Below are 16,692 nucleotides of genomic sequence, written 5' to 3'. Positions count from 1 at the left end.
CCTGCCAGGGGGCAAGACGGTCGGCGGTACGGGCGCCGGCCAATCGCAAGGAAGCGGCCGGCACCGCGGAGCGGGCCGGCGCGCCGGCTCACTGCCCGCCGGGCAGCGGCAACGCCTCGTCCTTGAAGATGGCCACGTGCGGCACGCCGTCGGCGCCGATCCAGCCGCGGTACATGCCCTCGGTGTTGAACGGGAAGGCCACGCTGCCGTCGGCGCCCAGCGCGATCGCGCCGCCGTCGCCGCCGGCCTTGGGGATCTGCCTGTCGATCACCGCATCGGCGGCCTGGGCCAGGCTCTGCCCGGCGTACTTCACCCGCGCGCAGATGTCGTAGGCGGCCACCGCGCGGATGTAGAACTCGCCCCAGCCGGTGCCGGACACCGCGCAGCGGCTGTCGGCGTAGGTGCCGGCGCCGATGATCGGCGAATCGCCGACGCGGCCGTAGCGCTTGTTGGTCATGCCGCCGGTGGAGGTGCCGGCGGCCAGGTTGCCCTGCAGGTCCAGCGCCAGCGCGCCGACCGTGCCGAAGTGCTTGGCCGTCTCCAGGTCGGCGTGCGCCTGCTTGTTGGCCTCTTCCTTCAGCGCCTGCTGCAGTTGTCGCCAGCGCTTCTCGGTACGGAAGTAGGACGGATCGACCAGGGCGATGCCGTGCTGCCGCGCGAAGATCTCGGCGCCGTCGCCGACCAGCATCACGTGCTCGGACTGGTCCATCACCGCGCGCGCCAGTGCGATCGGGTTCTTGACCCGGTGCACGCCGGCCACCGCGCCGGCCTTGCCGGTGCGGCCGTCCATGATCGCCGCGTCCAGCTCGTTGCGGCCATCGTGGGTGAACACCGCGCCCTTGCCGGCGTTGAACTGCGGCGAATCCTCCAGCACGGCAATCGCCGCGGCGACTGCATCGGTCGCCGACTTGCCCTGCGCCAGCAGCGCCTGCCCGGTGCGCAACGCCTTTTCCATCGCCGCGCGCGCCTCGGCCAGGTCGGCGGCGCTGCTGCTGGCGCGCTCGACGCCGGCGCCGCCATGGATCACCAGCGTGGTGGCCGGGATCTCGCGCATGCGTCCGTCCTGCACCGCGTAGTAGCGATGGAACACCGGCGCATCGACGCGGCCATCGGGCAGGTGCAGGGTGGAGCCGGGGCCGACGCCGACGGTCTCGATGCGTGTGGCCTGCAGCGGCTGCCCGGCCGGGGTCGGCGGTTGCAGCGGCCCGGCGACCACGGTGGCGACGGCCTGCGGATCGGTGGCGTAGACGCGGGCAGTGCCGTCGCCCTCCACCGCCAGCGCGGCGCTTTCGTCCACGCCCAGGCCGATCAGCGGCGCGCCCTGCGGCGCCAGCGTGGCGGCCTTGGCGCGGAATGCGAACAGGCGGCCGAGGCGGTCGCGCTCGCGGAAGTGGGTGTCGGTGATGACCCGCTTGAGCAGGTCCAGGTGCAGGAAGTCGGTCTCGATGGTGACCGCCGGCCCCAGCGGATCGGCCAGCGCCGCCGGGCTGGTGATGCTGCCGCCGTCCATTGAGCCGTACAGGTACTCGCCGAGCATCGCCAGGCCGGCACTGGTGCCGCCCAGCGGCTTGCCGGCGCGCACGTGCGCGTCCAGCGCGTCGGCCACCGGCGTGTTCTTCCAGTAGCGCACGTAGCGCGATTGGTCGCCGCCGGCGATAAAGATGCCATCGGCCTGCGCCAGCGCGCGCAGCAGCGCCGGATCGCTGGAGGCGCCGCGGCCGCTGAACACGAACGTCTCCACCGAGGCCACGCCGCCGACCTTGCGATAGAACTCCTCGCCCACCTCGCCCGCCTGCGAGGCGCGCAGCACCACCACGTGGCCATGCCCGGCCTTGGCCATGAACCAGCGCAGCGCGTCGTAGTTGCGGTCGCCGCCGCCCATCAGCAGCAGGCCGGGCGACACCGGGCCGGGCGTGGGCGCGGCCGGGTCGCCGACCAGGTACTGGCGGTAATCGCGCGCGACGGCGGGCGTGGCCAGGCACAGGCCCAGCAGCAGCGACATCCAGGGCCGGAACATGCCGACGGAACGGGTCATGCGGATCTCCTCGGGAACGGGGCGGGCAGGCGAGCGTGCGGCTCGTTGCTGAGAGGGGACGAACGGCGGCACGGTTTCCCCCCGCCGCGCCACCCTCCCACGTTCGACGCGCGGCACTTGCCCGCACGCGCCGGCGATCGGCTAATGTGGGATTCATGCCCGCTTCCCTCGACGATTGGTTCGTCCAAGAAATCCTGGTCCACGAGCAGGCGCTCAGCGGCTACCTGCGGCGCTGCTGGCCGCATCGCGAGGAATGGCACGACCTGCGCCAGGAGATCTACGTGCGCGTCTACGAGGCCGCCGGCAAGGCCCGACCGAGCCTGCCCAAGTCGTTCCTGTTCGCCACCGCGCGGCACCTGATGACCGACCGGCTGCGCCGCAACCGCGTGGTGTCGATCGAGGCGGTGGGGGATCTGGAGTCGATGCACGTCCTCATAGACGAGCTGTCGCCGGAACGCTGGTGCGGCGGACGCCAGGTGCTGGGCCGGCTGGCGGCGGCCTTCGACCGGTTGCCCGACCGCTGCCGCAGTGTGGTCTGGCTGCGGCGGGTGGAGGAACTGCCGCAGAAGGAGGTGGCCGTGCGCCTGGGCATCAGCGAGAAGAGCGTGGAGAAGCACGTGGCCCGGGGCATGCGCCTGCTGGCCGATCATTTCCATGGCGACGAGGGCGCGGCTGCGCCGGCGAAGCCGATGCAGGCGCGGGCACGCGATGGACAGCAGGTGGATTGAGGCGCGTGCGGCGGCCTGGCTGGCGCGGCGCGACCGCGGCGACTGGTCCGACGCACGGCAGGCGCGCCTGGACGCGTGGCTGGCCGCGGCCACCGCGCACCGGGTGGCGTTCCTGCGCCTGCAGGCCGCCTGGCAGGAGAGCGGGCGCCTGCAGGCGCTGGGCGCAGGCCAACGCGATGGGCAAGTGCCCGAACGCGGCCGCTGGCAGGGCCTGGGTGGCCGCAGCACGACGGTGCCGGCCGCCACGGCCGCGCCGGATCTGCGCGACCTGCGCTTCGCCCCACGTCCACACGCGCGGCCACGCCGGCGCTGGCCGGCCGCGCTGGCGGCGGCGCTGATCGGTGCCGCGGTGCTGGGCCTGGGCTGGCGCCATGCGCTCGAGCCGGTACCGACCGCCTACGCCAGCGTGACCGGCCAGCTGCGCCCGGTGGCCCTGGCCGATGGTTCGCAGGCGACGCTGAGCAGCGACAGCCGGATCGCGGTGGCGTTGTCGCACGCGCAGCGGCACATCGACCTGCAGCGCGGCGAAGCGTTCTTCGCGGTGAGCAAGGACCCGGACCGGCCGTTTGTGGTCGCCAGCGGCGCGCGCCGGGTGGTGGCGGTGGGCACGCGCTTCGCGGTGCGCCGCGAAGCCGATGCGCTGCGCGTGGTGGTCACCGAGGGCACGGTGCGGCTGGAATCGGCGAGCGCGCCGCAGGCGCCGCCGCTGCTGCTGCACGCCGGCAGCATCGCCCAGGCCGGTCCGCACGGGGTGCTGGTGCGCCGGGTGGCGCTGGCCGAGGCCGAGCGCGTGCTGGACTGGCGCAGCGGCTACCTGAGTTTCGACGACACCCCGCTGCAGGCGGCGGTGGCCGAGTTCAACCGCTACAACACGGTCAAGCTGCAGGTCGCCGACGCCGGCGCCGCGGCGCTGCGGGTCGGCGGCAACGTGCGCTGGTCCAACGTCGACGCGTTCGTGCGCCTGCTCGAACAGGGGTTCCCGATCCGCGCCGAGCGCCGCGGCGACACGGTGCTGTTGCACAGCCGGTGAGCCGTTCCGCGTCGGGGAGGCGCGGTGGCGGGGGGATTTGCCGGTCTCGTTCGTCCTGGAGCTACGGAGGCGCGCTCCGCGCCCGTTTGGGGAGAAAACTCGATGCGGTATCCGATGCGCGCCCTGCTGCTGAGCATGGCCTGTGCGAGCGCCTGTGCGGCGCAGGCGCAATCCGCTGCCGTGGCCGCCGCCGGCGCGGTGGACGTCCCCGCTGGCCCGCTGCGTGCGGCGCTGGACACCTTGGCGCGGCAATCCGGCGCGCAACTGATCTACCGTGCCGATCAACTGGGCCAGGCCCGCAGCGGCGGCGCGCATGGTCAGTTGGACACGGCGCAGGCGCTGCAACAGGTGCTGCGCGGCAGCGGCTTCGTCGCCCAGCGCGATGCCTCCGGCGCCTGGCTGGTGCGGCGCCAGGAGCCGGCCCCGGCCCGCGCGCAGCCAGCCCGTGCCGCCGCGCCGACGCCGGCCGCGGCGGCCGATGCGCCGGTGGCGCAACTGGACACGCTGCGCGTCACCGGCTCGCGCATCCCGCGCACGCAGGTGGAAGGCCCCGCGCCGATCAGCGTGATCAGCGCCGAGCAGATCAAGGCCAATGGCTTCACCTCGGTGCCGGACGTGCTGCGCGCGATGACCCAGAACGGCGGCGAGACGCAGAGCCCGCAGTCGGCCAGCGGCGCGGACTTCTCGCCTGGGGCGCAGCAGGTGGACCTGCGCGGGCTCGGCCCCAACCACACCCTGGTGCTGGTCAACGGCCGCCGCATCGCCGACTTCCCGATGCCGTTCAAGGGCCGCAGCAACTTCACCGACATCTCCAACATCCCGCTGGGCATGATCGACCGCATCGAGATCCTGACCGGCAGCGCTTCGGCGATCTACGGCTCGGATGCGATCTCCGGCGTGGTCAACTTCATCCTCAAGAAGCACGCCGACGGCACCACGCTGGACTACCGCTTCGGCGACACCACCCGCGGCGGCGGCGAGAGCTTCAACCTCAGCCTCAGCAGCGGCTGGTCGCGCGGCAATTTCGATGCGGTGTTCGGCGCCGAGCTGGTGTCGCAGACGCCGCTGTGGGCCTATCAGCGCAGCCGCCAGGACAGCACCCTGGACGGCCCCACCGCGCGTTCGCAGGTGCCGCGGCGCACCTTCCTGCGCACCGACTACGACGACAACTATCTCGACCCGGGCGCGGACACCTGCGCGTCAGTGTCCAGCCTCAACGGCGGCAGCACCGGCTACGCCACGCGTCAGGGCTACGGCGCGTTCTGCGGCAGCAGCGCCTCGATCGGCTACGGCACCATCACCAACAAGCGCCGCGGCCTCAACGGCTATGCCTCGCTGCGCTACGCCTTCGACAACGGCAGCGAATGGTTCGCCGACGTGCAGTTGGGCTACCACGAGCTGTCGCTGTTCCGCGACGTGACGCAGTGGGGCTACATGGCCCCGGATGGCAACGAGCAGGGTTATTTCTACAACCAGGCCACCGACCAGGTGGAAGCCTGGGGCCGGCAGTTCAGCCCGGAAGAAATGGGCGGCCTCAACGCCGGCACCATCCGCACCCGGCAGAAGACCTTCAGCGTCACCACCGGCTTCAAGGGCCACCTGGGCGCGGACTGGGACTACGAGGCCAGCCTCAGCCACTCGCAGTACCAGGCCACGATCAGCTGGCCGCAGATCGTCGCCGCGCGCGCCAACGCGCTGTTCCTCGGCCCGCAGCTGGGCGTGGACGAGGACTCGGGGCTGCCGATCTTCAACGCCGACCCGCAGCGCCTGTACACGCCGCTGAGCCGCGCCGAGTACGACAGCATCGCCCAGCGCACGGTGTACCAGCCGCGCTCGCGCACCGACACCCTCGCCTTCACCGCCACCAACACCGCGCTGTTCTCGCTGCCTGGCGGCGATGCCGGCATCGCCGCGACCGCGGAGTTCGGCAACCAGGCCTACAACCTGCGCCCGGATCCGCTGGCCACGCAGTACTACTACTACAGCTGGAAGGACTCCGACGGCCACGGCAGCCGCAACCGCTGGGCGCTGGCCAGCGAGCTGCGCCTGCCGGTGCTGTCGACGGTGTCGCTGAGCCTGGCCGGGCGCTACGACCAGTACCGCTTCGCCGGGCGCGCGCTGGGCAAGTTCACCTACAGCGGCGGGCTGGAGTGGCGGCCGGTGGACACGCTGCTGGTACGCGCCTCCTACGGCACCGCGTTCCGCGCGCCGGATCTGCACTACGTGTATGCCGGCCCGGGCAACGACGAGACCACCGGGGTCGATTACTACCGCTGCGCCAGCGAGGAACCGGGCGTGGCGATCCAGGACTGCAGCTACAACGAGGAAGCGGTGATCCGCGGCCGCAGCGGCAACCGCGCGCTGGACCCGGAGAACAGCACCTCGTGGACCGCCGGCCTGGTGTGGTCGCCGATGGCGGACCTGGACCTGTCGGTGGACTACTTCAACATCGACATGCGCGACCAGGTGCAGGACCTGCGCGTGGACCAGGTGCTGCGCGACGAGGCCGACTGCCGCCTCGGCGCGCTGCAGGCGACGTCCACCACCTGCCAGCAGGCGCTGGCGCGGGTCACCCGCAGCGCCGACGGGCGCCTGTACGGGGTCTACGTCAACCCGATCAACATCGCCCGCGAGCGCACCAACGGCATCGACCTGAGCGCGCAGTACCGCCTCGACACCGGCATCGGCACCTTCCGCCTGAGCGGCAACTACACCTGGGTGCGCCGCCACGACATCCAGGTGTACGCCGGCGAAGCGATGGTGGACGAGTTCGCGGTCAACAGCGGCTACGACATCCCACGCACCAAGGCCAGCGCCAGCGTGTCGTGGGAGCGCAACGCCTGGACCGCGACGCTGCATGGCGAGCGCCTGGGCCGGCTGCCCACCTCGGATTCCTACGACCAGGTCTACGACCCGGCGAGCGGCGACAGCCCGTGGATCGGGGCGACCTATCGCTACAACGCCTCGCTGCAGTACCGCTTCACCGACCACGCGCAGTTGTCGCTGACGGTGACCAACCTGTTCGACAAGATGCCGCCGCACGACCGCACCTACACGGCGTACCCGTATTACGACGTGTCCTGGTTCGACACCGTGGGCCGCAGCGTGTACCTGCAATACACGCAGAAGTTCGGCGGCAGCGCGCTGTAGCGCAGGCGTCGAAGCGATCGTGTGGGAGCGGCCTCAGCCGCGACAGGGCGTTACCGGGAAGGCCTGTCGCGGCTGAAGCCGCTCCTACAACAGACACCTGACCTTTGCAGGCAGGCACCATGTCCAGCGCATTTCCACCGGCCCTGCAATGCAGCATCGATGCAACGCGGGCTCCCTGTGGGAGCGAATTCCGTCGCGACGCGCGAAACCGAACGCGGACTGACACCGTCCGTCGTCGGGACTGAAGTCCCTCCCACAAGGACTCACGATCCGCTGCCTGTAGGAGCGGCTTCAGCCGCGACCGGGCATCGGGAAAGCCGATCACGACTGAAACCTCGACCATGGCTGAGGCGTCGTACGGGATCGACGATGAAGTACGACGCGCTTTTTTTGTAGGAGCGGCTTCAGCCGCGACCGAAGCTTTCCCGATGCCCGGTCGCGGCTGAAGCCGCTCCTACGACAGCGGGTGGCGCCGTTGGGTGCAACGGCGGGTCGGCGCAGCCCTCAAGCGCCGCCCATCCTCACAACGTATCGCGATGCTTGCCGCGCCACGGCCGGTACCAGGTGCGGATCGCGGCGATGTCGGCCTGCATGTCCTCGCTGGTCCATACCACTTCGCCGAGGCCGATGGTGCGGCTGGGGTAGTCGAAATACACCGGAAAAATCGGCACCTGCGCGCCGTGGGCGATCTTCCAGAACCCGGTCTTCCACTTCTCCACGCGCTTGCGCGTGCCCTCGGGGGTGATCACGTACCACATGCGCTCGGCGCCGCGGATCAGCGCCACGGCCTGTTCCACCACCCCGCGCGGCGAGTTGCGGTCCAGCGGGATGCCGCCAAGCTTGCGCAGCAGCGGCCCCAGCGGCCACCAGAACAACTGGGTCTTGCCGAGCACGCGCACCTCGAAGCCGACCGCGAACTTGACCGCGAAGCCCACGAAACCGTCCCAGTTGGACGAATGCGGGGCCACGATCATCACCAGCTTCGGCTCGTTCGGGAACTCGCCCACCACCCGCCAGCCGGTCAGCCGCAAGGCGGTGCGGCCGAGCCAGCGCATGAAGCGGCTGGGCTTGACCATCGGGATGTTCGGGGGCGCTGCGGGCAGGCGGTAATCGCGTTCGGTCAAAAGTCACTCCCAGCGGCCGGGCGAGCGGCCGCGTTTGATCTGGCTGCGCTCGCGCTTGGCGTCCAGGCGTCGCAACTTGGCGCCGTGCGAGGGTTTGGTGGCGATGCGCCGCTTCGGCACCGACAGCCCGGCGGCGATGAACTCGGCCAGGCGCTGGCGCGCATCGTCGCGGTTGCGGTCCTGGGTACGGAAGCGCTGCGCATCGATCACCAGCACACCGTCGGCGGTGATGCGGCGATCGCGGCGCGCCAGCAGGCGCGCGCGCAGCGGCTCCGGCAACGACGGCGAGCCGGCCAGGTCGAAGCGCAACTCGACCGCGGTGGCGACCTTGTTGACGTTCTGCCCGCCGGCGCCGCTAGCGCGCACGAAGCGCTCGACGATTTCGTCTTCCGGAATCGCCAGGCTGCTCGAGATGTGGATGGCCCCGTTACCCATGGCGCGGATTGTAGGGCATCCGCCGGACCACCCGGTTTACGCCCCGGCGCTGCCTGAACGGGCCAGGGAGCGAATGCCGCCCGCAGCGCCGCCCGCGGTGCGGCGGCGGCATCGCGGCGATTGCCGTATTCTGGCCGCCGGTCATCGTTCTGCAGGATGCTCCATGTCCCCGACTCCGCGCTTCTTCCGTTGGCCGCAGCGCCTGCTGCTGGCCCTGCTGCTGGCCCTGGTCGCCCTCCCCGCGCTGGCCGAACCGCCCAGCGAGGCCGACGTCAACCGCCTGCTGTCGGCCTCGCGTGCGCAGAACATGCTCGACACCATGCTGCCGCAGATCGAGGCGATGCAGCGCCAGCAGTTCGCCCAGCTCACCGCACAGCACCCGCTCGACGCCACCCAGCAGCAGAAGCTGCAGCAGATCCAGGAGCGCACCCAGGCCACCGTGCGCAAAGCGCTGTCCTGGCAGGAAATGCGCCCGCTCTACGTCGACCTGTACAAGCAGACCTTCTCCAAGCAGGACGTGCTGGCGATGGCCGAGTTCTACGAGAGCCCGGCCGGCCAGAGCCTGCTCGACAAGACCCCGCAGCTGATGCAAAACCTGATGGGCGCGATCCAGCAGAAGATGACCCCGCTGTTCGCCGACCTGCAGAAGGACCTGGAACAGACGGTCAACGCGCCGCCGGCGAAGTAACGCCCAGCACCGACCGTTGCTGCCGTAGGAGCGGCTTCAGCCGCGACCGGCCGCATCGGGAAGGCCCGGTCGCGGCTGAAGCCGCTCCTACGAGAGCCGCAAGGCTTGCAGCGTCCCAGCCGACATTGCATCCATTTGCCAAGGCGCCGGATCCCAGCCGAACAGTTCGAACGCCCGCACGAATTCCGCATCCAACGGCGCCGTCACCGTGATCCGATGTCCATCGGGATGCGGAAACGCCAGGCGTTCTGCATGCAGCAGCATGCGGTGCACGCCCTGCATGCGGAAGATGCGGTTGTGGCGACCATCGCCGTGGCTGGTGTCGCCGATCAGGTGATGCGAGAGATGCTTGAGGTGGCGGCGGATCTGCCGGAAGCGTCCAGTCACCGGGCTGCAGCGCAATAGCGCGTAGCGCGAGGTGGCGAACTCGCCCGAGGGTACCTGCAGCTCACCGCAGGCGAGGCGCTCGAAGCGGGTCTGGGCCGGTTTCTTCAGCGGCTTGCCGGGGCCGCCGTCGAGGTCGTGGTCGACGTCGAAGCGGTCTTCGGCCGGCCAGCCGCGGCAGATCGCCAGATAATCCTTGTCCACTTCGCCACCCATCAGCGCCTTGCCCAGTGCGCTGGCGGTGTCGCGGTCGAAGGCCAGCAGCAGGCAGCCGCTGGTGGCACGGTCGAGCCGGTGCACCAAGAAGATCGGCCGGCCCAGCTGCGCACGCAGGCGGTCGGCGAGGAAATCGTCCTCGCCGCGGGCGAGCTTGCTGTCGTGGACCATCAGCCCGGCGGGCTTGTCGACCACGGCAAGCAATGGGTCTTGGTAGAGGATCTGTAGAGGCGCGGCGTCGGTATTCACCGCCGGATTATCCGCGCCGTACCGCGGCGCGACAATGCGCATGGCAGGAATGCGCCACGCATGCAGGTGGCAGGTGGCGATGAGCGGCAGCGTTCGACGCCATGCCCCCACGATGTCGCTCACGACAGGGCGCTCATTGCTCGGATGGCACCCTGGCTGCAGTTCGGGCATCCAGTTGCGTGACCCGGCGATGCACGCCGCACGTCCGCAACGCCGCCGCGGGACGCCTACGCGTCCTTGACTGCCAGCAGTTCGCCGTTGCCGACCGGCAGCGTGGTGCAGGTGAACGCGGCATCGGCGTGCAGCAGCGCGGCGAAGGGTGCCATCTCCGCCGCATGCGACAGCGCGTTGTCCACGACCAACAGCCCGCCCGGCCGCAACACGCGACGCAACTGCGGCCACCAGTCGCAATACAGCGTGCGCTCGGCGTCCAGGAACAGCAGGTCGAACGCGGCCGACCCCGTGTCCGCCAGCCAGACGCCGGCATCGGCGTGGACCAGGTCGACGCAACCTTCCACGCCGGCACGCGCGAAGCTGCGCTGCGCCAGCGCGATCTTGTGCGCGGCGTGCTCCACGGTGACCACGCTGCCGCCCAGCGCCGCCGCGGCCTCGGCCAGCCACAGCGTGGAATAGCCGTTGGAGGTGCCGATCTCCAGGACGCGCCGCGCACCTGTGGCGCGCACCAGCACCGCCAGCAGTTCGCCCGTCTCCGGGGTGATGTTGAGCAGACGCTGCGCGCGCTCGGCCTGGCCGGCATCGTGACGCGGACCTTCCGCACCGAGTTCGGCGCGCACCGCCTGCAGCCGCGCGCGATCGAGCCCGCCCATGCTCAGCGCCGCCACCACGCCGACAGCAAGGCCGCCGTGCCGGCACCACCGCTGATCCACGCCCACAGCGACACCCCGGCCAACTGCGGCCCGCCGGCGTCGAGCGCGTACAGCAGCGTGGCCACGGTGAGCAGGCCGACGCCGGCGATCGCCGCGACCACCCGCCGCTGCATGCGCCGCACCAGCAGGTTGAGTTCGAACAGGTCGCGCGAGCGCATCGACAGTTCGTGCCGGCCCTCGACCTGCTGGCGCAGCCAGCCGTGGATCAGCCTTGGCATGTCCGGGGCGTGGGTCATGATCTCCGGCAGGCGTTTGCGCAGTTCGTGCAACGCCCGCTGCGGGCTGTAGCGCTCGATCAGGATGCGCTCGAGTACCGGCCGCGCCACCGCCCAGATGTCCAGTTCCGGGTCGAGCTGGCGGCCGACGCCTTCGATGTTGAGCAGGGTCTTCTGCAGCAGGATCAGCTGCGGCTGCAGGGTCAACTGGTAGCGCTGGGCCACGCGGAACAGCTTGATCAGCACCTCGGCCAGCGAGATCTGCGACAGCGGCCGGGTGAAGTACGGTTCGCACACCGAGCGCGCCGCCGCCTCCAGCTCGTCGATGCGCACGTTGGCCGGCATCCAGCCGGCCTCCACGTGCAGCTCGGCCATGCGCCGGTAGTCCTTGTTGAAGATGGCCATGAAGTTCTCGGCCAGGTAGTACTGATCTTCCTGCGAGAGCTGGCCCATGATGCCGAAGTCCAGCGCGATGAAGCGCGGGTTGTCGCGGCGCGCCGGATCGCTGTCGACCCAGATGTTGCCGGCGTGCGCATCGGCATGGAAGAAGTTGTCGCGGAACACCTGGGTGTAGAACACTCGCACGCCCTTGGCCGCCAGCGCGCGGCGATCGATGCCGGCGGCGTCCAGCGAGGCGATGTCGTCGGAGGGGATGCCGCGCACCCGCTCCAGGGTCAGCGCGCGCTCGGCGGTGTGGGTCCAGATCACCTCCGGCACGTACAGATCGTCCGAGTGCAGCCAGAACCGGCGCAGCACGCTGGCATTGGCGCCTTCGCGCTGCAGATCCAGTTCCGCCGCCAGGGTGGTCTCGATCTCGGCCACCACCTCGCGCGGGCGGATCTTGTCGGCGCGCGGATGGGTGCGTTCGACCAGCGCGGCGGCCGATTTCAGCAAGGCGATGTCGGCGTCGATCTGCCGCTCGATGTCCGGGCGCAGCACCTTCACCACCACTTCGCGGCCGTCGTGCAGCGTCGCCGCATGCACCTGCGCGATCGAAGCCGAGGCAAGCGGCGTGGTGTCGAAACTGGCGAAGGCCACGCCGATCGGCTGCCCCAGCGCCTGCTCGACGATGCGCCGCGCGGCCTCGCCGTCGAACGGCCGCACCCGGTCCTGCAGCAGGGTCAGTTCCTCGGCCACGTCCGGCGGCATCAGGTCGCGGCGGGTGGACAGGATCTGCCCGAACTTGACGAAGATCGGCCCCAGGTCCTGCAGCGCCAGGCGCAGGCGCGCCCCGCGCGATTGCGCGGCGATGTCGGGGCTGGCGCGCGGCACGAAGGGTTTGGCCAGACGCAACCAGCGTTCGGCCGGGGTGCCGTCGAGCAGGTCGTCCAGGCGGTAGCGCAGGATCACCCGGCCGATGCGGCTGGCGCGGAACATCGCCTTCATGCGCCACGCTCCGGCTGCAGCCGCGCCACCCGCGCGGCCATGCGCTCGACATCGTCGCGCAGCACGTCCACGTCGTCGTAGAAGGCCTCCAGTTCGGCGCGCGCGACCACGTCACGCGACTCTTCGGTGACGTACTCGGCCGCACTCTGCGCAAGGTCCTGCGCACTGCGCCGGGCCTGCTGCAGGGCCGAACGCGCGGTGTTGGCCACCTGCACGCCGAGCACCTCGCCGAACACCTGCACGAACGGCCGCTGCCAGTCCGGATCGAAGCGCGTCGCCAGGTGCTGCAGGCGTCGTGCCAGTTCGGCATCGCCGGAGACCCGCACGCGTCCGCCGGGGCCGCCGGTACGCCGCGCCTGCGCCAGGAACGGCAACTGCGCGAGCAGCCCGCCGAGCGTGCTGCGCACCGCCAGTTCCGGCTCCTGCGCCGGATCCACCGGGCCGACCCGCAACTGCGAGCCATCGACGCGGATCTGCAGGGCCAGTGCGGGCGCCTCCAGGGTCAGCGCCACGCGCTGACCATCGAGGTCGCGCAGGGCCTCGCCGGTTTCCGGGTCCAGCGCCAGCGCGCGATTGAGCGCCGCTTCCAGCGCGCGGCCGGCCAGGGGCTTGAGAGCATCGAGGGGGGATCCAGACATGCCCGCATTCTAGCGGCAGACACGTCGCAAGGCCGTGCGCAGGGCGAGACAGATGCCCCACCCAGGCCGCCGCTCGCCGCTATTGCGCCTGCGCGCCGCCCAGGTGCTTGCTCAGGAACGCCAGCAACTGCGTGTAGTAGGCGCGCCGATGCGCCTCGGTGTAGAAGCCATGACCCTCGGTGGGGACATACAGCGCCTCTACTGGCACCCCGGCCTTCTTCAATGCCTTCTCCATCCGCTCGGTATGTTCGATCGGGGCACGTTCGTCCTTGCCGCCAGCGGCCAGAAACACCGGCACGCGGATACGTTCGGCCAGGTTGACCGGCGAACGCGTCGCCAAACTGTCGCGTTCGCCCAGCCAATCGCCCGCCCAGGCCTTGGTCCAGCGCGCATACCTGGCCTTGTCGCGGTACATGGTCTCCAGGTCGTAGACGCCGACGTAACCGGCCGCGCAGCGGTACAGCGCCGGCTCCTTCGCCGCCCCCATCAGCGCAGCATAGGCCCCGTAGCTGGCGCCGTAGATGCAGATGCGGGCGCTGTCGGCGATGCCCTGATCGATCGCCCAGCGGGTGGCATCAGTGAGATCGTCCTGCATGCGCCCGCCCCATTCCCGGGCGCCTGCCTGGGTATAGGCTCGACCATAGTTGCCGGAGCCGCGGTAGTTCACCCGCAAGACCGCGTACCCGGCCGCGGCCAGCACCTGCGCATCGTCGTCGAATTCCCAGCCATCGAAGAGACCGAACGGTCCGCCATGCGGCAACAGCACCATCGGCAGTGGTTTGCCGGCCGGCGCCTGCAACGGCAGTGTCAGATAGCCGTACAGGTCCATGCCATCCCTGGCCTTGAAGGCGACCTCGCGGGTGTGCGGCACCCTATCCGGCTCGAACCATTCGCGACGGCTGAACACCCGCTTTGCCGACTTGTCCGCGGTGTCGAACAGGAAGTAATCGCCGTTGTTGCGATCGCTCCACACATAGAGCATCAGCAGGCGCCGATCGGCGGTGGCGGAGGTGATGAACACCGCATCGCCGTTGAAGGCCTGCTCCAGCGCGCGGTACAGCCGTGCCGTCGGTGCGTTGTCGTCGAAGAAGCGGTTGTGCACGCGGTCGCTCATAAACGACACGCCGATCGGGGTACGGCCGTCCAGGTCGCGCAGCACCTGGTAGGGATCGACTCGTGCGTCGCGCAACAGCGGTGTGGAGCGATCGCTTTGCGGATCCCAGGACACGACCGTATCGGGTCCTTCGGCCTGCTCTACCTGCAGGTAGGCGATCTTGTCGTCCGCGGAAAAGCCCAGCGGGAAACTGCGATGTCCGCTGCTGGCCTCGTCGTTGATCAGCCGCCATGGGCTGGCGTCGTCGCTGCGGTAGAACAGTTTACTGGCGTTGCTGCCGGTCTCGGCACCCTGCGCGAAGCGCACGTGGCCGCCGTGGTCGGTGACGAAGTCCGCGCGTGCCACCGGTGCGCGCGCCACCGGCATGCGCCGGTGGTTGTAGATGTCGAGCTTGTCCACATGCACGGTGGGATCCTTGGTCTGCTCCACCACCGACACCAAGACCGAGCGCGGATCGTCCGGCAAGGTGTCGAGCATGAACACCGACGGATCCAGGCCGGCCTTGTAGGTGACGCCATTGACGCTGTCGTTGAGCCCGTAGGGGCTGGCCAGCAAGCGCGGATTCTTGCCGTCGGCGTCGACCGCATGCAGCTGACCGATCGCCACCGGCCGGTCGAGCGCGCCCAGGCGCTCGGCCATCGATACCACGATGCGCTCGTTGCTGGCCCACCAGAAATCGTGCACCACCGAATCGGCCTGGCCCATGATCTTGGCCGAGACCTGCTTGTCGCTGCGTCGTATGACCGCCAGCACGGTGCGGTCCTCGAGCGGCGCGGTGACGGCGTAGTAGGCACCGGTCGGCGAGATCTTGACCCGTTCGAACTGATCGCGCTGCAGGTATGGCGCCAGGTCCACCGGCGGCACCTGCGCGCACGCGCTCCCCGCAAGCGCAAGGCCTGCCCATACGATCCACGCTCGCATTCGATCCGCCCCTGTCCCCTGAGCGGAGGATGGTGACAAGCGTCAGGCGAAACGTCTAGCCCGCAGCGCCACTAAGCGGCCCGGCGTGCGGTCAGCCAGCGCCATCGCGGCGCCCTGCCCCAGAAACGACTTGCCCGCGACGCAAAGCGTCGCGGGCAGGCATCGACGTTCGATTGTCGCGAAAGGACTACACCTTGCCGCGGCGGAACATCGAGATCACCGCCAGGATCAGGAACACCACGAACAGGATCCAGGCGATGTTGGTCGCCGCGCCGGCGATGCCGCTGAAACCGAGCACGGCGGCGATGATGGCGATCACGAAGAAGATGATGGCGTAATGCAGCATGGCAATATCCAGAAGTTGTCGTGCCGAATCGGCGCGGCATCATCTTCGGAAACCAGCGGTCGTCAGCGGGTGACGGACGTGTCGTTGCGCCATGAGGACGCCAGCCGCTGCAGGCCCTGCTCGATCGACACCTGCGGCACGTAACCGAAGTCGCGTCGGGCCGGTTCCATGCTGTACCAGTGCGGCGTGCACAGCTGCTCGGCCAGGAACCGCGTCAGCGGCGGCTCGCCGCGCAGGCGCAGCAACGGCCACAGGGTTTCGCAGGTGGCGCCGATGCGGTAGGCGGCCTTGAACGAGAGCGTCTTGGTCACGACCGGCGCGCCGACCGCGGCGAGCAGCTTGTTGAGCAGCTCGCGCATCGGCAACGGCTCGCCGTTGGAAATGAAGTAGGCCTTGCCGGCACAGGGCGCCCCTACCGCCAGGTGCTCGAAGGCGTCGAAATGCGCCTGCGCGGCATTGTCGATGTAGGTGGAATCGACCTTGTTGTCGCCGCCACCGACCAGGCGCACACGCCCGGCCTGCGCCCGCGCCACCAGCTTGGGCAGGATCTGATTGTCGCCCGGGCCCCAGATCAGCCGCGGGCGCAGCGCCACCACCGCCAACTGCGCGTCGTTGGCGGCCAGCACCATGCGCTCGGCGATCGCCTTGGTCGCCGCGTACGGCGCCTGGAAATTCTCGCCGTAGGGCACCTGGTCCGCGCCCAGGCCCTCGACCGGATGGGTGGCGCGGTGGGTCACGCTCGGCGTGGAGGTGTAGACCAGGCGCGACACGCCCTGCATGCGGCAGGCAGCCAGCACGTTCTCGGTGCCGACCACGTTGGGCTGGTAGTAACTGTCGTAGCTGCCCCAGGCGCCGGCCTTGGCGGCGTTGTGGAACACCGCATCGGCGCCGGCCAGCGCATGTTGCAGCGCCTGCGCGTCGACCAGGTCGCCCCGCACCTGTGCCACACCCAACGCCTGCAATTCCGGATAGTGGCCGCGGTTGTAACTGACCACCTCGTGCCCCCGCGCGACCAGCCCGCGGCACAGCGCCTGGCCCAGGAATCCACCACCGCCCGTCACCACAATCTTCATCGCGTCGCACCGATCGAACCAGGGCGCACACGATAGCCGGGGCCGCCGGTGAAGGCGATCCGCGATGACGACG

At 70.1% G+C, this 16,692-nt stretch carries 14 protein-coding genes and 1 pseudogene; 4 read left to right on the top strand and 11 right to left on the bottom strand.

What is annotated here, in order from left to right:
* Positions 1-88 precede the first annotated feature (88 nt).
* Entirely contained in the window at positions 89-1,054 is a 966-nt protein-coding gene (locus FHR66_RS21135) for an isoaspartyl peptidase/L-asparaginase family protein (RefSeq protein WP_237475215.1), read from the bottom strand.
* Positions 1,055-1,267: 213 nt separating this feature from the next.
* Positions 1,268-1,840: pseudogene (locus FHR66_RS21130) on the bottom strand (cyanophycinase); the annotation flags it as partial.
* Positions 1,841-2,190: 350 nt separating this feature from the next.
* Here FHR66_RS21130 and FHR66_RS14720 point away from each other — a divergent pair.
* The 3 genes from FHR66_RS14720 (at position 2,191) to FHR66_RS14710 (ending at position 6,943) form a co-directional block, all read left to right on the top strand.
* Entirely contained in the window at positions 2,191-2,763 is a 573-nt protein-coding gene (locus FHR66_RS14720; RefSeq protein WP_160964616.1) for an RNA polymerase sigma factor, read from the top strand.
* A complete protein-coding gene (locus FHR66_RS14715) occupies positions 2,744-3,793 on the top strand; it encodes a FecR family protein (protein ID WP_160964618.1) in 1,050 nt (349 codons plus the stop codon). Before FHR66_RS14720 ends, FHR66_RS14715 begins: the two co-directional genes overlap by 20 nt.
* A gap of 102 nt (positions 3,794-3,895) precedes the next feature.
* Positions 3,896-6,943, top strand: coding sequence for a TonB-dependent receptor (locus FHR66_RS14710; RefSeq protein ID WP_160964620.1), 3,048 nt, complete (start codon positions 3,896-3,898; stop codon positions 6,941-6,943).
* Between the two features lie 521 nt (positions 6,944-7,464).
* Here FHR66_RS14710 and FHR66_RS14705 read toward each other — a convergent pair.
* Both FHR66_RS14705 and arfB read right to left on the bottom strand, forming a co-directional pair.
* On the bottom strand, positions 7,465-8,019 hold the full coding sequence (locus FHR66_RS14705) for a lysophospholipid acyltransferase family protein (protein WP_160964809.1): 555 nt from the start codon (positions 8,017-8,019) through the stop codon (positions 7,465-7,467).
* 51 nt (positions 8,020-8,070) lie between these two features.
* The gene (arfB, locus tag FHR66_RS14700; RefSeq protein ID WP_160964622.1) at positions 8,071-8,502 is read right to left on the bottom strand and encodes an alternative ribosome rescue aminoacyl-tRNA hydrolase ArfB; all 432 of its coding nucleotides are present in this window, start codon (positions 8,500-8,502) and stop codon (positions 8,071-8,073) included.
* 163 nt (positions 8,503-8,665) lie between these two features.
* Between arfB and FHR66_RS14695 the strand changes: the two genes are divergently transcribed.
* Positions 8,666-9,190 (top strand): DUF2059 domain-containing protein, encoded by a 525-nt coding sequence (locus FHR66_RS14695; protein WP_160964624.1) that lies wholly within the window; start codon positions 8,666-8,668, stop codon positions 9,188-9,190.
* An 87-nt stretch (positions 9,191-9,277) separates the two neighbouring features.
* Here FHR66_RS14695 and FHR66_RS14690 read toward each other — a convergent pair whose 3' ends face one another.
* The 7 genes from FHR66_RS14690 to oleD form a co-directional block, all read right to left on the bottom strand.
* The gene (locus FHR66_RS14690) at positions 9,278-10,081 is read right to left on the bottom strand and encodes a pseudouridine synthase (protein ID WP_160964811.1); all 804 of its coding nucleotides are present in this window, start codon (positions 10,079-10,081) and stop codon (positions 9,278-9,280) included.
* 185 nt (positions 10,082-10,266) lie between these two features.
* A complete protein-coding gene (locus FHR66_RS14685; RefSeq protein ID WP_202394532.1) occupies positions 10,267-10,866 on the bottom strand; it encodes an O-methyltransferase in 600 nt (199 codons plus the stop codon).
* Between the two features lie 2 nt (positions 10,867-10,868).
* Complete coding sequence (gene ubiB, locus FHR66_RS14680; RefSeq protein ID WP_160964626.1) at positions 10,869-12,527, bottom strand: ubiquinone biosynthesis regulatory protein kinase UbiB; 1,659 nt, start codon at positions 12,525-12,527, stop codon at positions 10,869-10,871.
* Entirely contained in the window at positions 12,524-13,165 is a 642-nt protein-coding gene (locus tag FHR66_RS14675; protein ID WP_160964628.1) for a ubiquinone biosynthesis accessory factor UbiJ, read from the bottom strand. Before FHR66_RS14675 ends, ubiB begins: the two co-directional genes overlap by 4 nt.
* Before the next feature lie 79 nt (positions 13,166-13,244).
* Positions 13,245-15,200 (bottom strand): alpha/beta hydrolase family protein, encoded by a 1,956-nt coding sequence (locus FHR66_RS14670; protein ID WP_167087897.1) that lies wholly within the window; start codon positions 15,198-15,200, stop codon positions 13,245-13,247.
* A gap of 187 nt (positions 15,201-15,387) precedes the next feature.
* Entirely contained in the window at positions 15,388-15,546 is a 159-nt protein-coding gene (locus FHR66_RS14665) for a DUF1328 domain-containing protein (RefSeq protein ID WP_003468167.1), read from the bottom strand.
* Positions 15,547-15,608: 62 nt separating this feature from the next.
* The gene (oleD, locus tag FHR66_RS14660; protein ID WP_160964632.1) at positions 15,609-16,619 is read right to left on the bottom strand and encodes a 2-alkyl-3-oxoalkanoate reductase; all 1,011 of its coding nucleotides are present in this window, start codon (positions 16,617-16,619) and stop codon (positions 15,609-15,611) included.
* Between the last annotated feature and the right edge of the window lie 73 nt (positions 16,620-16,692).

Source organism: Xanthomonas sp. F4, from assembly GCF_011761895.1.
This window is presented reverse-complemented; position numbering and strand designations above follow the sequence as displayed.

Excerpts from the sequence above, each read along its gene's own strand:
- FHR66_RS14705 (WP_160964809.1), bottom strand. The coding sequence starts at position 8,019 with ATGGTCAAGCCCAGCCGCTTCATGCGCTGGCTCGGCCGCACCGCCTTG.
- FHR66_RS14685 (WP_202394532.1), bottom strand. The coding sequence starts at position 10,866 with ATGGGCGGGCTCGATCGCGCGCGGCTGCAGGCGGTGCGCGCCGAACTC.
- FHR66_RS14665 (WP_003468167.1), bottom strand. The coding sequence starts at position 15,546 with ATGCTGCATTACGCCATCATCTTCTTCGTGATCGCCATCATCGCCGCC.
- FHR66_RS14675 (WP_160964628.1), bottom strand. The coding sequence starts at position 13,165 with ATGTCTGGATCCCCCCTCGATGCTCTCAAGCCCCTGGCCGGCCGCGCG.
- FHR66_RS14695 (WP_160964624.1), top strand. The coding sequence starts at position 8,666 with ATGTCCCCGACTCCGCGCTTCTTCCGTTGGCCGCAGCGCCTGCTGCTG.
- FHR66_RS14710 (WP_160964620.1), top strand. The coding sequence starts at position 3,896 with ATGCGGTATCCGATGCGCGCCCTGCTGCTGAGCATGGCCTGTGCGAGC.
- ubiB (WP_160964626.1), bottom strand. The coding sequence starts at position 12,527 with ATGAAGGCGATGTTCCGCGCCAGCCGCATCGGCCGGGTGATCCTGCGC.
- FHR66_RS14715 (WP_160964618.1), top strand. The coding sequence starts at position 2,744 with ATGGACAGCAGGTGGATTGAGGCGCGTGCGGCGGCCTGGCTGGCGCGG.
- oleD (WP_160964632.1), bottom strand. The coding sequence starts at position 16,619 with ATGAAGATTGTGGTGACGGGCGGTGGTGGATTCCTGGGCCAGGCGCTG.
- FHR66_RS14670 (WP_167087897.1), bottom strand. The coding sequence starts at position 15,200 with ATGCGAGCGTGGATCGTATGGGCAGGCCTTGCGCTTGCGGGGAGCGCG.
- FHR66_RS14690 (WP_160964811.1), bottom strand. The coding sequence starts at position 10,081 with ATGCGCATTGTCGCGCCGCGGTACGGCGCGGATAATCCGGCGGTGAAT.
- FHR66_RS21135 (WP_237475215.1), bottom strand. The coding sequence starts at position 1,054 with ATGCGCGAGATCCCGGCCACCACGCTGGTGATCCATGGCGGCGCCGGC.
- FHR66_RS14720 (WP_160964616.1), top strand. The coding sequence starts at position 2,191 with ATGCCCGCTTCCCTCGACGATTGGTTCGTCCAAGAAATCCTGGTCCAC.
- arfB (WP_160964622.1), bottom strand. The coding sequence starts at position 8,502 with ATGGGTAACGGGGCCATCCACATCTCGAGCAGCCTGGCGATTCCGGAA.